We start from the raw sequence: 12247 nt of genomic DNA, 5'->3' as shown, positions 1-12247 counted from the left end.
GATGGCAGCCCACTGATAGCCACACCCAGCACCCCTGGGCGACCCAACCCTACGAATGGCTCGATCAACCCGATCAAGAACGTAGAGCCCACTGATGAGCAACAACGGCAGCAGCGCGGCCAGTTCGGTCAGCACGGAAAGCCCGACGACGTAGACGATCCCCCACCCAGGGATGTCGAAGACGTCACGCAGGACTTGATCGCTGTACCCCACGTACGCCCCGGACGCCATGGCGATACGCCAAAGCCCAGAGGGCAGGGCGCACAGGGCGATGCCGTGAGCGGCACGACGGGCCCAGGCAGGCGCGGGGCTGGGCGCAAGGACCGGAGCGGTAGCTGTCGTCATAGGACCCATGCTGTCGCCGAGAACCCCGACGAGGCATCGCCCATGGCGCCGAACGACCTCCGCCTCACGGGGGAGTAGCAACCGCTCGAAGGAAGTACCCCCAATTCCACCCACGGGTACCTCACTTGAGACGCTGACCCCCAACCCCTGCACTCAGCACCAGAAGCCGCCCGTGATCCGCCGCCGTCCCGCCCTCCCCACAGCACTCACTCTGACGACCGCAGAGACTCTGACGCTGTCCGCGTGCGGGGGCGAAGACGACATCCCCGAAGGCAAGGACAAGATTGCAGGAGCAGACACAGGCAACGAGTCTTCGGCCTCCCCGAGCAAGAACGTCCGGCGACGGACCGTCCGACGATCGAGCTGCCGAAGGACGTCACGTACGACTTTCAGTGGAAGAGGACTGGCGACCAGGAGAAGGACGCCGTGCTCAATGATGCCGAACAGCGCATCAGAGCCGTCGACATGGCCATCGCCGAGCAGGATGCCCTGCACGAGGCGTACCGCTTCTACTCCGAGGGAACGGCGGCGGCCGGAAGCCAGTCGTACATCCAGGACTTCATCGACCACAAGGCCCGTACGACTGGGATGACTCGTTACTACAACGAGAGCCTGACGATCAGGGACGACGGCACCGCTGCCCTCGTGTACTGCGAGGACCAGAGCAAGGCGTACAACAAGTTCCTGGAGACGGGCAAGGTCGACGTCACGCCGGTGACGAAGAACAGTTACGTCGTCTACGCAGGCACGTTGCGCAAGAACAAGAACGGCGTATGGGTCACCGAGACCCTCACCGCGCAGAGGGGCAGCGAGAAGTGCCAGCCCTGACGCGCAGCGACGATCATGTGAGAGATCCGGACCGGCACCGGAATACAGGCCGTCAATAGGTGAGTGAAATGGGGTGTGCAGCCCCGAACGCGCGAATTGGACGCAGCTTCGTGAGGTGACGCACCCCTGAGGTGAGGGTGGCTCCATGCCCGAGGCTACGATCGGCTCCGGCCCGGACGGGCGGTCGGGAGATCGGGCTCGCCTGTGGAGCGCTACGACGACCCGGCCGAACCGCCGTCGTCTCCCCTTGGTGATGCCCGCCTCATTCCGTCGGCAGATACGAGTCGAGCGCTCCTAGCGGCCACGGCACACGATCTCCGGCGCCACAGCCGAGTCCGTCGTCAGTTTCGTTCCGTGGTGCCTTGGTCCGGGCAGGTTAGGAGAAGACTTCCGTGAGCTATCAAAGCGGTTTGCAGTTCGGGCAATTCATGGGTGATGACGGGGGGACTCATGACATGGTCCCCTCCTCTGTCATCGCCTCTGTCCCCGCCGCCAAGGCGGCGGCAGAGCGGTTCGGCCGTGAGCTACGCTTCGACTTTCTCGATGACAAGTCTGTGCACGGGCTGTTGTACCACCGCTGGGAAGACAATAGGAAATGGCGGGGGCGCGGGTGCCTGGCGAGTATCCCGCTGTTCATCTTCGTAGCTGGCGCTTGGCCGTTCTGGGATCTGATGGCCTCGCAGAAATCCCGAACCTTCCAGGTCGCATTTATCTGCACTGACGCTTTCCTCGTCCTGGCGATGCTGGTAGGTGTGTATCTGTGGCGTCGGCCGAGCCTGCGCGACCCGTCTCTGCGTAACGTACGCATCAGGGCGCGCAGATATCGGGAAATCGCTGGAATTGCTCGACGTGGAGGGGCTGACATACCGGCCGCATATCCGTACTACGGCATGTACGCCTCGTCCCGGAAGTTCTTCCCCGACGCGCCCGAACTGCCCCTTCCTGAAAGCGATGATCCTGAGTGACCGGCGCACCCGACTTGGTGATACCGTCTCGTCCCAGCCCGAATCCAATGCACTGCGGTCAGTCCACTCTGTCGGACGTCCGGATGACCTCCATGTGCGCTGGGTGATGCCGGAGATCTTTCACGACATTCCATGAACCGCCCTGGTTCGAATAGAGCCTCGGTGCGACCTTGGGCAGACCGAGCAGCAGCACGGCCAGGGCGATGAGTCCTGCTGCGGCAAGACCGAGTGCGTTGCTGGGCCTGGCGATGACGAAGACAAGAACGACGATGGCCGCGGGGGCGAACAGGCCCAGGTAGACCAGGGCAGGATGGGCGCTCGGCTGCAGAGCCGGCGTCGTCCCTGCCAACTGACCTCGGAGCTGCTGCCGCCTTCGCTCGCGGCCCCGGATTACCTGCTCCCGCGCGGCCCAGGAGTATCGGTCGGTGTACTTCCGGATCACGGCCCAGGCGAAGAGCCCCGCCACGATCAGGCCCGGCAGCATCGCGAGAACGCTCGCGTCGGACACATCGGCCAGCACGGCCACGGCCAGAATCACTGCCACCGCGAGGACGAGGGCCGCATTGAAGAAGCGGGAATGCGGATAGCCACCCGACCCGTATCCCGTGGGGAATCCGGAGTCGTGCCCGCGGTCGACGGCCGCCCACTGGCGCATCGAGTCCCTGCGCTGAGCACCTCGCACCCGCAGCGAGCGCAGCACGCCCAACGCCGGAAGGGCGAAGACCGCCAGGAGCACACAGGCCAGCACGGCCGTGACAGCCACGTCCGTGGAGTCGCTGTTCTCTGCCGTGGCAGCGTCGACCACCAGAACCGGAACCAGAGCGACAACGGCAGTCACGACCACCGCACACACCAGGGTCACGAGGAGTGCCAGGTATCTGCCTCCTCATCCGGGCTGATCCGGATGGTGCGGGCGAATTCGGCGATGTCGTCGAGAGCGCGGAGGATTCGGCCTGCGTCCGGATCGGCCAGGATGATCAGGACGTCTGCGGCCTCCGTGCCCTTCTCGTAGCGCCATGCGTAACGGAGGCCGACGTGTACCTCGTTGCTTTCGTCGTCCTGGTAGTAGCGCAGTACACGCAGGCCGCTTCCCAGATGCGGGGAGGTGAAGTCCTCGACGATCGGGGGCTCGACGGTGTAGCTCGCATCGGCGTGGGTCAGCGCTCGCAGTGCCGTTTCCCGGTCCTCGCCCTCTTCGATCTCCACCAGGTCGACATACGCGGGCAGGGGGATCTCCCGTGGGTGTGGGACGTGGAGGAATACCTCGAAGTCCGGAAAGGCCGCAGGGGCCTTCACGGCGTACATCCTCAGGATGTCGGTCAGCAGGTCGACTTCACCCGGTGCTGGCTTCTCCGGCGCGAAGTCCTCCCAGAGTCCCTTGGCGAAGTAGCGCGCCCACGCTTCAGGCGTCTGAGCCTCGGCAACATCCTCAAGACCCGGCTCCGGCCACATAAGAGGGATGCGAATCCACGAGGACAGGTCCATCGCGGGCTTGACGTTGAGCCAGCTCATCCGTAACTCCATTTGAACGTGGAGACCACCGCGTCGAACAGCTCCACCAGCACGTCGGTGAGTTCGCCGTCTCCGGGTGTGGAGAAGTTGATACTGATCCAGTGGCCGGGGTTGCCCGGCACGGGGATCACGTAATCGACCCGCCGAGTCGGCAGCGGGTCCTGCTCGGCGGCAGTGCTTGACGTCTCCTCGCAGAGGGTGGAGTTGTAAGCGCGACGAACTGCGGCCGCCCCCGCCACGTCCACTTTTGTCGCGATTCCGCCTCTCACGTCTTCGTTGGCCAGTTGGTCGATGACCGCCTGTGGGGGGATTGCATGGTGATGGCCGAGCGGCATCTCGGCAACGATGAAGGAGGCCATGAGGAAGATGCCTCCGCGCGGAAGCACCGGTAGATAGAGGTCAAGACCGCCATTTCTTCTGGCCGCACGGGCCTGCTTCTCCAACTGGCGGCGCATGTCGAGTCGGAAGCGCATCGCGTCGTCCCGAGGAATACCCTCCGGGACTTGTCCCATGTGGGAGAAGAGGATCTTCTCCAGTGCTTCCTTCGTGCCCTCACGCAGGGGGATGCGGACCCAGCCGGGCGGCAGGATGAGCTCATAGCGGTGAGGAGCGGTCGCCCCAACGGGGGATGGCTCTTGCTCCAGCTCTGACGCGCTCACGCGTGGGCCTTCTTCTTGATCTGCCGGTCGGCCACCAGGATCGTCAGACAGCAGAGCACGGGGATCACAGCCAGAAAGCTGTAGCCGATGGCTCCGATGATGTTCCAGAGCAGATACATAGCGGCAACGATCTTGATCGTCTGGGAGAAGTTGGAGCCCATCCGCGTGTTGCGGACGAGTTCTCGGTTCCGGAAGAACAGGAGCAGCATGAGTACGGGAGCGACCATCAACGGCCACGCTACGTAACCGTACGTGAGCCAGTCCATGTCGCCGTATTTGCTGCCGAGGTCCTGGAAGGCGAAGCAGAGGATTGGCCCCAGTGTGTAGACGGCGAGGAACTTCATGGCCCGTGATTCCTGTGGGCTTTTCGCCGGGATTGTCGCCACTGTCTCCACTTCCTCCGATTTAGGTTTGGGTTGTCGTCGGTCGAACTCATGGCCGAGCGATCACCAGCGACTCCCGACTTCGCGCGTCAGGACATCCTTGGCATCGCCGTACTGGTCCGCATAGGGGCCCTTTTCCCCGAGCTTGTCGCCAACGTCCACGGCGGTAGCGGCTCCGTAGTTCAGCTTGAACTTCAGTGAAGCCTTCTCCACCGCATCCGCCGCCCGCACCACATTGGGATCCCCGCTGAACTCGGCCCGCATAGCCTTCGCGAACTTGCTTGCGCTGACGACCTCCTTGTCACCGCCCAGTAGCCGGTCAAGGCGGGTTGCCGGGGGGCGTGTCTCCTTGGCGCCGATCTGGCGTAGCGCGATCTTCGCGCGTACAGCTTTCGCGCCGCGTTCAGAATTCGGGCCGTATCGAGCGATGGTCCTGTCGAGCAGTTTGCGCAGGTTTGTATATCTCTGGAACCGGGGCGCCCTGCTGGAGGCCTTGAGCGCTGTCGTCGCGACCTTCACTCCCTTCAGCGCGATGCTGCCGAATCCCAGCGTCGCCAGAGCGAAGACGTCCATGGCGACGTCCGCCCAGTTCCCGTCACCAGAGAGGGCCAGCAGGGCGTGGCCCGCACCAACGAGTCCTGTGAGGCTGATGGTGGTCACGGTGATGAAAGTCGCCAGCCATCCGACCGGTGTGAAGAGGAGAGCGATGACCCCGATGATGGTTGCAGCCCAACTCAGGATCTCCACGACGCTCTTGATCGTGTCCGCATACTTGTGGACCCCGTCCTTGAAGTTCTCCCATCCGCTGTCCTTGATGATGTCCGAGATGTCCTGACCGATGGCCACCGCGAAGTGCTCGGCGCGGGAGTTCCGCTCGGAGATGATCTGGTTGAGTTGTTTGCGGAAGGGCTCCAGGTGGCTGTCGGGGTCGGCTTCCTCCCTCGGCTGCTCAGCGCTGCCCTTGTCGCCCTTCTTGGCCTCGATCTCCTTCTTCTTCACCTCGGCGGCGTGTTCCTCGTCGGCCCGCTGCGCGGATCGAAGGACGCCGTCCGCCCGCTCCTGGAAGCCCTCCAACTCAGTGGCCCACTTGCCGAGGTCTCCGACGACGCGTTCGTAGCGTGCCGCCGTTTCGCGGAAGCGTTTTTCGAGCTCGTCGGACTTCTCGCGGATCTTGTCGGCGTACTTGCCCTTCAGTGCGTCGCCGGCAGCGGCCTTACGTAGGATTCCGGCTTGGTCGCGGAGGGTCACCGCGAGGTCGGTCATCCTGGTGACCTCTTCTCGGATGTCCTCCGGATCTCCGGGGATCGGGTCCTTCTCCGTCAGCGGATGCCAGTCGACTGGACGGCGCCTGCCCTTACCCATCGGTTACTTTCCCCCGCTCTTGCCGCGCTTGGGCTTGGTCGCGTTCTTGAGGTCGAGGTCCAGCTTTTCGAAGCTCTTGAGTGCGGTTTCGACTTGCTCGCCCAAGTCCTTCACGTTCTCAAGGAGTTCTCTCCGGTAGTTGTCCCAGTTGTTGACGAATTCATCCATTTTGCCTGCGATCTTGCTGTGACCCCAGATGTCGTCGATGTCGTCGCGGTGCTTCTCAATGTTCTTGAGAGCCGTCTTGATGTCTCGGAGGTTCGTCCTGGAAGAATCCAGAAGCTCGAAGTCGGCTACCAGGCGGTCGTGCTCCCCCATGGGACCTCCCGTTTGCACTTACGTGGACAGTGCAACCGTTGGGCGCGTGGCCGCTGGGCTGCCGCTGCATTCTCGTCCATTCCCGCGTTGCCAGTGCAACCGAGGTCGCGTGATCCGCGAACCACCGAACAGATCCGGCCGCCGCACGCCTGGCGCACCGCGGTTCGGTTTCGAGAAGGTGGGCAGCAGCGTTGCCTGCCGTTTCCCGCGGGTAGGAACACCCCCATGACCCACCTAGGCGCAATCCTCCGCCCCCAACTCCCCCCAGAAGACCTCCGCCCCATCGCCCGGCTCGCCGATGCCTGCGGGCTTGAGGAGCTGTGGGTGTGGGAGGACTGTTTCCGGGAGGGTGGGGTTTCCTCGGCCGCTGCCGTGTTGGCCTGGACCGAGCGGGTGAAGGTCGGGATCGGGCTGTTGCCCGTGCCGTTGCGGAACGTTGCCGTGACCGCGATGGAAGTCGCCACGCTGGAGCGGATGTTCCCCGGCCGTGCCGTCATCACCGTCGGGCACGGAGTGCAGGAGTGGATGGAGCAGGTGGGCGCCCGCGTCGAGTCGCCGCTCACCCTCCTGCGGGAGCATCTGGACGCGCTGCGTGCCCTGTTGCGCGGGGAGCAGGTCAGTACGCAAGGGCGGTACGTCCGGCTCGACGACGTCGCTCTCGACTGGCCGCCCGCCCACCCCGTCCCCGTGCTCGCCGGAGTCACCGGGCCCCGTTCGCTCCGGCTCTCCGGTGAGGCCGCCGACGGGACGCTGCTCACCGCCTCCCATTCGGTGGACCGTGTGCGGCAAGCGAAGGAACTCATCCAGCAGGGGCGGGAGGCCGCCTCGCGTACCGCCGAGCCCCATCCCCTCACCGTCTACCTGCTGGCCGCCACCGGTCCTGGCGCCGCCGACCGGCTGCACAAGGAGCTCGCCGAGGAAGGGCTCGCCGACGTGCCCGGGATCGGGGTCGCCGGGGACGCCCACGCCGTCGCCGAGGCCGTACAGCGGATGGCGGAAGCCGGTGCCGACACTGTCGTGCTCCAGCCCACCGGGGACGAGCCGGACCCCGCCGGGTTCGTGCGGTTCGCCGCCGAGGACGTACGGCCGCTCGTATCGCCGTAGAACCTCTCCACAAGCCCCCCTACCCCACCGCCCCGTCGATCAACTCCCGCACGATGTCCATGTGCCCCGCGTGCCGAGCCGTCTCCTCGATCATGTGGACCAGGACCCAGCGCAGGGACACATCGTGGTCCCGCCAGTCCGGCCGGCCCACGTCGTCCAGTGACCGTTCGTCGATCGTGCGGTCGGCGGCGGCGCGGGCGCGGCCGTAGAAGTCGATGATCTGCTGGGTCGTCTCGCCCTGGTCGGCGCGCATGTCCTGGTCGCTGTACGGGTCGAACCACAGCGGCTCCACCTTGCCGCCGAAGGTCGAGACGAACCAGCCGTACTCCACCGAACCCAGGTGCTTGACCAGGCCCAGCAGGTTCGTGCCGGAGGGGGTGAGCGGGCGGCGTAGTTGCTCGTTGTCCAGGCCCTCCAGCTTCGACAGCACCGCGTCCCGCATCCTGTTCAGGCTCGCGTGCAGTGTCTCCTTGTCGCCCGCCGTGTACGACGGGTCCGACTGCGTGCTCTCAGGGGTCCCCATGCCCCGAAAATTAGCAGCGGCCTCTGACACTCCCTTGCGATCATTGCCGCATGGGCCACGACCACTCCAGCCGTACGTTCGAGGACCTCGTCGCCGAGGGTGCCGCCGTGCCCACGGAGGGGTGGGACTTCTCCTGGTTCCGCGGGCGGGCCACCGAGGCGCGGCCCAGCTGGGGGTACGCCGTCTCTCTCGGTGCGCGGCTCGCCTGCGCCCGTGCCGCGCTCGATCTGCAGACCGGGGGAGGGGAAGTGCTCGACTTCGCCCTCGGACGGGCGGCCAAGGCCCCCGTGCTCACCGTCGCCACCGAGGGCTGGCCGCCCAACGTCGCCAAGGCCACCGCCCTGCTCGCCCCGCGCGGTGTCGCCGTCGTCGCCTCGCCCGAGCCCGATCCGCTCCCGTTCGCCGACAGCACCTTCGACCTGGTCAGCAGCCGGCACCCGGTCCGGGCCCACTGGGAGGAGATCGTGCGGGTGCTCCGGCCCGGTGGGGTCTACTTCGCCCAACACGTCGGGCCGCATAGTGCCTTCGAGCTCGTCGAGCACTTTCTCGGGCCGCAGGACCAGGACGTACGCGACGCACGGCATCCCGAGCGCGAACGCGCCGCCGCCGAAGCCGCCGGGCTGGAGATCGAGGACCTGCGCGTCGAGGAACTACGCATGGAGTTCTACGACATCGCCGCGGTCGTCCACTTCCTGCGCAAGGTGATCTGGATGGTGCCCGGCTTCACCGTCGAGGCGTACGAGCCCCAACTCCGTGCCCTGCACGAGCGGATCCAGCGCGACGGTGCCTTCGTCGCCCACAGCACCCGCCACCTCGTCGAGGCCCGCAAGCCCCGTTGAGGCGCCACGCCCTCACGCGTGCGGGCCCACGGTCACCTTGCCCCGTACCAACTCCGGCCGCGCCTCCAGTACTTCGCCCAGCCGCTTCACCTGTTCCGCCAGGGCTCCCTCCTGCCGGGCGCTCAGCGACCCCAGCGCCTCCACCACCCGCTTCCCCTGCCGCCGCTGATGCCACACCCCGGCCACGACCCCGTCCACCAGCAGCACCGGATAGTTCCCGGCCTGCCCGCGCGCCAGCGCTCTGCCGTACGCCTCCCCGGGGAACAGCGACTCCCTGGGCTGCGCGGCGATGCCGTACGCGTCGAAGTACGGCAGCAGCCGCACCCCCCGCCACCCCTGCGACGGGAACTCCGTGTCGCCCGCGGCCACCCACGCCGGCGTGCCCTCGAAGGCGACCTCCTCGATCGCGCCGCGCTCGGCCTGCTCCTCGAAGAGCCGGCGCGTCCAACCCTCCGGCGCCGCCAGCCATTTGGCGAAGTACGCCGGGGGCGAGGGGCCGTAGGCGTGCAGATAGCGGTGGAGCAGTTCGGGGACCGCCTCCGTGGCGGGGAGGGGGGCGAAGCGGGGTGGACGGGTGTACGTGACCTTGCGGCCGCGGTCGGGGCCGAAGCAGAGCGCGCCGGACTGGCCCGCGCGGTGAATGACCTGACGCCAGCGCGGCCACATGCCCTGGAAGGCGGGCATCACCAGGTCGCCCGCCCAGGGGCCGGTGCGGGCTACGACCTCTTCGCTCAGCTCGTCGATGGTGAGGCAGGCGCCGTCGAGGGCGTCTGCGATCGCCGCCACGATCTCCCGCGCCTGTTCCTCCGTGACGCGTGCCTCGGGGGCGAACGGGCTCGCGCCGGACGGGATCGCGGGCAGGGCCGAGGTCCACAGGGGGAGGTCCCGGGTGGGGAGCAGATGCACCGTGCCGCGCGGGCCGTGGGTCTTCACCAGGGTGCGGTCCTGCCAGAGCGCGGCGCGTACGTCGGTGCGGGTCGCGCCGGTGGTGCGGACGCCGATCGACAGCTCGGCGGCGGACAGCACCTGGGCGTGGGCGCCGAGCATGCCCGACACGACGGTGGGTACGGCCGCGGCCCCCGTCGCCGGAGTGGCCAGGAACTGCCGTTCGAGCCGCCGTGCGCTCGCCTCTTGCCAGGAGATGGTCAGCGTCATGGGGCGACATTAGGGGCCGTATAGGTCAGCTTCTGTCCGCTGTGGCCCCGGTTTCCGTTCGCTCCCACCCGTCATCCCGGCGCGGGCAAAACTAGCAAATCGGGTAAATGTGACCTGCTTCACCTTGCCGCCTTCGCTTCCAAGGATTCACGGCTTATCCACATTGTTATCGCTTGTCGCTCGCGCCTCATGCACATCTCGCGTAGGTTCGGACCAAGGTAATTCGCGTCAGCAAAGCTGCGCGGGCGGCACCGCGCAGTGGAGGGGGCTGCGCGGTGCCGCGCACCCCGTCAAGCCGGCGTTCGCCGCCCGGTTCACCCGGGGGAGGGAAGGGTGTCCGGCGCGCCCCGTGTGTCACGGATGTCGCCCGAACCGGCCCGAGCCCTCCGTGTTCCGCCCGATTCCCCTGGTGAACCGCCGTGTTCCGGCCATGAGCGCCCGCCGGAAAGGGCCCTTCGGAGACCTCGACGCGTCGCCGTCCGATTTCGGAGAGTAGTTGTGGCACGCCGATGCACGCAGGATCACTTACGAAGGGTTATGGTGGAAACCCCCCCTCGGGCCGGTCCGTCTCCCCCCCACGGACCGGCCCGTTTTTCGTGCCCCCACTAGAGTCCGGTACATGTCATTCGGACCACCGCAGCAGCCGCCGTACGCCCAGCAGCAGCCGCCGCCGCAGCCACCGCAGCAGCAGCCGTACTCCCAGCAGCCGCCGCAGCAACCGCCCTACGGCCAGCAGCCTCCGTACCCGCACCCCCCGTACCCCTACCCCCCGCACGCGAACGACCCGCACGCCGGGCACGACCCGTACGCCGGGTACGCCCCGCACGCCGGGTACGACCCCACCGTCATGCCCGACTCCGTGCGCGCGGCGCGCATCGTGCTCTGGGTCACCGTGGGAGCCTCCGTGCTCCACGCCGCCGCGGCCGGGAGCGCGTACGCGGCGGGGTACGTCACCGGCGGCTACCTGATGCTGTGGATCATGGCGCTGCTCGCCTCCTTCTACGCGAGCCGCCGCAGCGGCGTCCGTGGCGCCTCCACGGTGCTGGCCGTCATTCAGATGGTCTTCGCCGTCGCCGCGCTGTCGAGGATGCAGGTACTGCTCGGCATCATCCCCTTCGGCGCCGCCCTCACCGTCTTCGTCCTGCTGCGCCGGGACGACGCCAGGGCCTGGTTCGCCCGGTCCCGCACGCCCTGACACCCGTGGGCCGTGGCCCCGCACGCCCTGACACCCATGGGCGGTCCGGACAGCCGGCGGGGGTAGGCTTCGGCCCTGGACCGCCGCCGGGCCGGATCCGCACGGAGGGGCTGACATTCACGTGAACCTGCGCGACAAGCTGCGCGGCCTGCTGGTCAGGCTGTACGCGCGCCGGGTGGAGGGTCACCTGGACCACGCTCAGGTGCCCCAGCACATCGGCGTCATCATGGACGGCAACCGCCGCTGGGCGAAGGCGGCCGGTTCCACGACCGTGCACGGGCACCGGGCCGGGGCGGACAAGATCGAGGAGTTCCTCGGCTGGTGCTCCGAGACGGACGTGAAGGTCGTCACCCTCTGGCTGCTGTCGACGGACAACTTCGACCGGCCGCAGGAGGAGCTCGTCCCGCTGCTCGGCATCATCGAGGACGTCGTGCGCAGCCTCGCCGCCGACGGCCGCTGGCGGGTGCACCACGTCGGCACCCGGGACCTGCTGCCCCCGCGGATGCAGAGCACGCTCAAGGCGGCCGAGGAGCGCACCGAGCACGTCGACGGAATAGTCGTCAACGTCGCCATTGGCTACGGCGGCCGGCAGGAGATCGCCGACGCGGTGCGCTCGATGCTGCTCGACGCGGCCGAGCGCGGCACCTCGCTGGAGAAGCTCGCCGACTCCGTCGACATCGAGATGATCGGCCGCCACCTCTACACCGGCGACCAGCCCGACCCGGACCTGGTCATCCGCACCAGCGGTGAACAGCGGTTGTCCGGATTCATGCTGTGGCAGACGGCGCACTCCGAGTACTACTTCTGCGATGTGTTCTGGCCGGCCTTCCGCAAGGTCGACTTCCTGCGGGCGCTGCGCGACTACGCGGCCCGCCACCGCCGCTACGGCGCCTGACCCGGGGGCCGACAGGCTCCCGAAGTACCCCCTTTCCGGGCAGAAGTAACGGGGAGTTCACTTCCGCGCCGTCATATGCCGTGGCATGGCAGCGCATGTTCGAGGGCATAAGCCAGTCAGGTCGACGCCCGAACCACGGGTGTCGGATCCTCAGCGGACGGCAC

At 67.2% G+C, this 12247-nt stretch carries 14 protein-coding genes and 1 pseudogene; 6 read left to right on the top strand and 9 right to left on the bottom strand.

What is annotated here, in order from left to right:
• A pseudogene (locus ACZ7L7_RS29445) lies at positions 1-354 on the bottom strand (hypothetical protein); the annotation flags it as partial.
• Between the two features lie 417 nt (positions 355-771).
• Here ACZ7L7_RS29445 and ACZ7L7_RS29440 point away from each other — a divergent pair.
• A complete protein-coding gene (locus ACZ7L7_RS29440) occupies positions 772-1173 on the top strand; it encodes a hypothetical protein (protein WP_472077629.1) in 402 nt (133 codons plus the stop codon).
• A 392-nt stretch (positions 1174-1565) separates the two neighbouring features.
• Positions 1566-2138, top strand: coding sequence for a hypothetical protein (locus ACZ7L7_RS29435; RefSeq protein WP_472077628.1), 573 nt, complete (start codon positions 1566-1568; stop codon positions 2136-2138).
• Between the two features lie 58 nt (positions 2139-2196).
• Here ACZ7L7_RS29435 and ACZ7L7_RS29430 read toward each other — a convergent pair whose 3' ends face one another.
• The 6 genes from ACZ7L7_RS29430 to ACZ7L7_RS29405 form a co-directional block, all read right to left on the bottom strand.
• The gene (locus tag ACZ7L7_RS29430) at positions 2197-2982 is read right to left on the bottom strand and encodes a hypothetical protein (RefSeq protein ID WP_472077627.1); all 786 of its coding nucleotides are present in this window, start codon (positions 2980-2982) and stop codon (positions 2197-2199) included.
• A gap of 14 nt (positions 2983-2996) precedes the next feature.
• The gene (locus tag ACZ7L7_RS29425) at positions 2997-3650 is read right to left on the bottom strand and encodes a hypothetical protein (RefSeq protein ID WP_472077626.1); all 654 of its coding nucleotides are present in this window, start codon (positions 3648-3650) and stop codon (positions 2997-2999) included.
• Positions 3647-4309: a hypothetical protein gene (locus tag ACZ7L7_RS29420; RefSeq protein ID WP_471427837.1), complete on the bottom strand. Its 663-nt coding sequence runs from the start codon at positions 4307-4309 to the stop codon at positions 3647-3649. Before ACZ7L7_RS29420 ends, ACZ7L7_RS29425 begins: the two co-directional genes overlap by 4 nt.
• A complete protein-coding gene (locus tag ACZ7L7_RS29415) occupies positions 4306-4653 on the bottom strand; it encodes a hypothetical protein (protein WP_471427836.1) in 348 nt (115 codons plus the stop codon). The genes ACZ7L7_RS29420 and ACZ7L7_RS29415 overlap by 4 nt, the downstream gene beginning before the upstream one ends.
• Positions 4654-4755: 102 nt before the next feature.
• The gene (locus tag ACZ7L7_RS29410) at positions 4756-6054 is read right to left on the bottom strand and encodes a putative T7SS-secreted protein (protein WP_471591967.1); all 1299 of its coding nucleotides are present in this window, start codon (positions 6052-6054) and stop codon (positions 4756-4758) included.
• A 3-nt stretch (positions 6055-6057) separates the two neighbouring features.
• Positions 6058-6372: a hypothetical protein gene (locus ACZ7L7_RS29405; protein WP_471427832.1), complete on the bottom strand. Its 315-nt coding sequence runs from the start codon at positions 6370-6372 to the stop codon at positions 6058-6060.
• Positions 6373-6597: 225 nt separating this feature from the next.
• Between ACZ7L7_RS29405 and ACZ7L7_RS29400 the strand changes: the two genes are divergently transcribed.
• Complete coding sequence (locus tag ACZ7L7_RS29400; protein ID WP_471591966.1) at positions 6598-7476, top strand: LLM class flavin-dependent oxidoreductase; 879 nt, start codon at positions 6598-6600, stop codon at positions 7474-7476.
• A gap of 19 nt (positions 7477-7495) precedes the next feature.
• On the opposite strand, the gene ACZ7L7_RS29395 is transcribed toward ACZ7L7_RS29400, so the two are convergent.
• Positions 7496-7999 (bottom strand): DinB family protein, encoded by a 504-nt coding sequence (locus ACZ7L7_RS29395; protein WP_471591965.1) that lies wholly within the window; start codon positions 7997-7999, stop codon positions 7496-7498.
• A gap of 50 nt (positions 8000-8049) precedes the next feature.
• On the opposite strand from ACZ7L7_RS29395, the gene ACZ7L7_RS29390 reads away from it, so the two are divergent.
• Positions 8050-8838, top strand: a complete 789-nt coding sequence (locus ACZ7L7_RS29390) for a class I SAM-dependent methyltransferase (protein ID WP_261719346.1) — start codon at positions 8050-8052, stop codon at positions 8836-8838.
• A gap of 12 nt (positions 8839-8850) precedes the next feature.
• Here ACZ7L7_RS29390 and ACZ7L7_RS29385 read toward each other — a convergent pair whose 3' ends face one another.
• Positions 8851-9993: a winged helix DNA-binding domain-containing protein gene (locus tag ACZ7L7_RS29385; RefSeq protein WP_471591964.1), complete on the bottom strand. Its 1143-nt coding sequence runs from the start codon at positions 9991-9993 to the stop codon at positions 8851-8853.
• A 619-nt stretch (positions 9994-10612) separates the two neighbouring features.
• On the opposite strand from ACZ7L7_RS29385, the gene ACZ7L7_RS29380 reads away from it, so the two are divergent.
• Positions 10613-11188, top strand: coding sequence for a hypothetical protein (locus ACZ7L7_RS29380; RefSeq protein ID WP_472077625.1), 576 nt, complete (start codon positions 10613-10615; stop codon positions 11186-11188).
• Positions 11189-11309: 121 nt separating this feature from the next.
• A complete protein-coding gene (locus tag ACZ7L7_RS29375; RefSeq protein WP_472077624.1) occupies positions 11310-12083 on the top strand; it encodes an isoprenyl transferase in 774 nt (257 codons plus the stop codon).
• Positions 12084-12247 lie beyond the last annotated feature (164 nt).

The sequence above is a fragment of the Streptomyces sp. NPDC110618 genome (genome assembly GCF_055657065.1).
Note: the sequence above shows the minus strand (reverse complement) of the source record. Positions and strands in the feature narration are given on the sequence as shown.

Excerpts from the sequence above, each read along its gene's own strand:
- ACZ7L7_RS29425 (WP_472077626.1), bottom strand. The coding sequence starts at position 3,650 with ATGAGCTGGCTCAACGTCAAGCCCGCGATGGACCTGTCCTCGTGGATT.
- ACZ7L7_RS29415 (WP_471427836.1), bottom strand. The coding sequence starts at position 4,653 with ATGAAGTTCCTCGCCGTCTACACACTGGGGCCAATCCTCTGCTTCGCC.
- ACZ7L7_RS29410 (WP_471591967.1), bottom strand. The coding sequence starts at position 6,054 with ATGGGTAAGGGCAGGCGCCGTCCAGTCGACTGGCATCCGCTGACGGAG.
- ACZ7L7_RS29405 (WP_471427832.1), bottom strand. The coding sequence starts at position 6,372 with ATGGGGGAGCACGACCGCCTGGTAGCCGACTTCGAGCTTCTGGATTCT.
- ACZ7L7_RS29400 (WP_471591966.1), top strand. The coding sequence starts at position 6,598 with ATGACCCACCTAGGCGCAATCCTCCGCCCCCAACTCCCCCCAGAAGAC.
- ACZ7L7_RS29395 (WP_471591965.1), bottom strand. The coding sequence starts at position 7,999 with ATGGGGACCCCTGAGAGCACGCAGTCGGACCCGTCGTACACGGCGGGC.
- ACZ7L7_RS29390 (WP_261719346.1), top strand. The coding sequence starts at position 8,050 with ATGGGCCACGACCACTCCAGCCGTACGTTCGAGGACCTCGTCGCCGAG.
- ACZ7L7_RS29385 (WP_471591964.1), bottom strand. The coding sequence starts at position 9,993 with ATGACGCTGACCATCTCCTGGCAAGAGGCGAGCGCACGGCGGCTCGAA.
- ACZ7L7_RS29380 (WP_472077625.1), top strand. The coding sequence starts at position 10,613 with ATGTCATTCGGACCACCGCAGCAGCCGCCGTACGCCCAGCAGCAGCCG.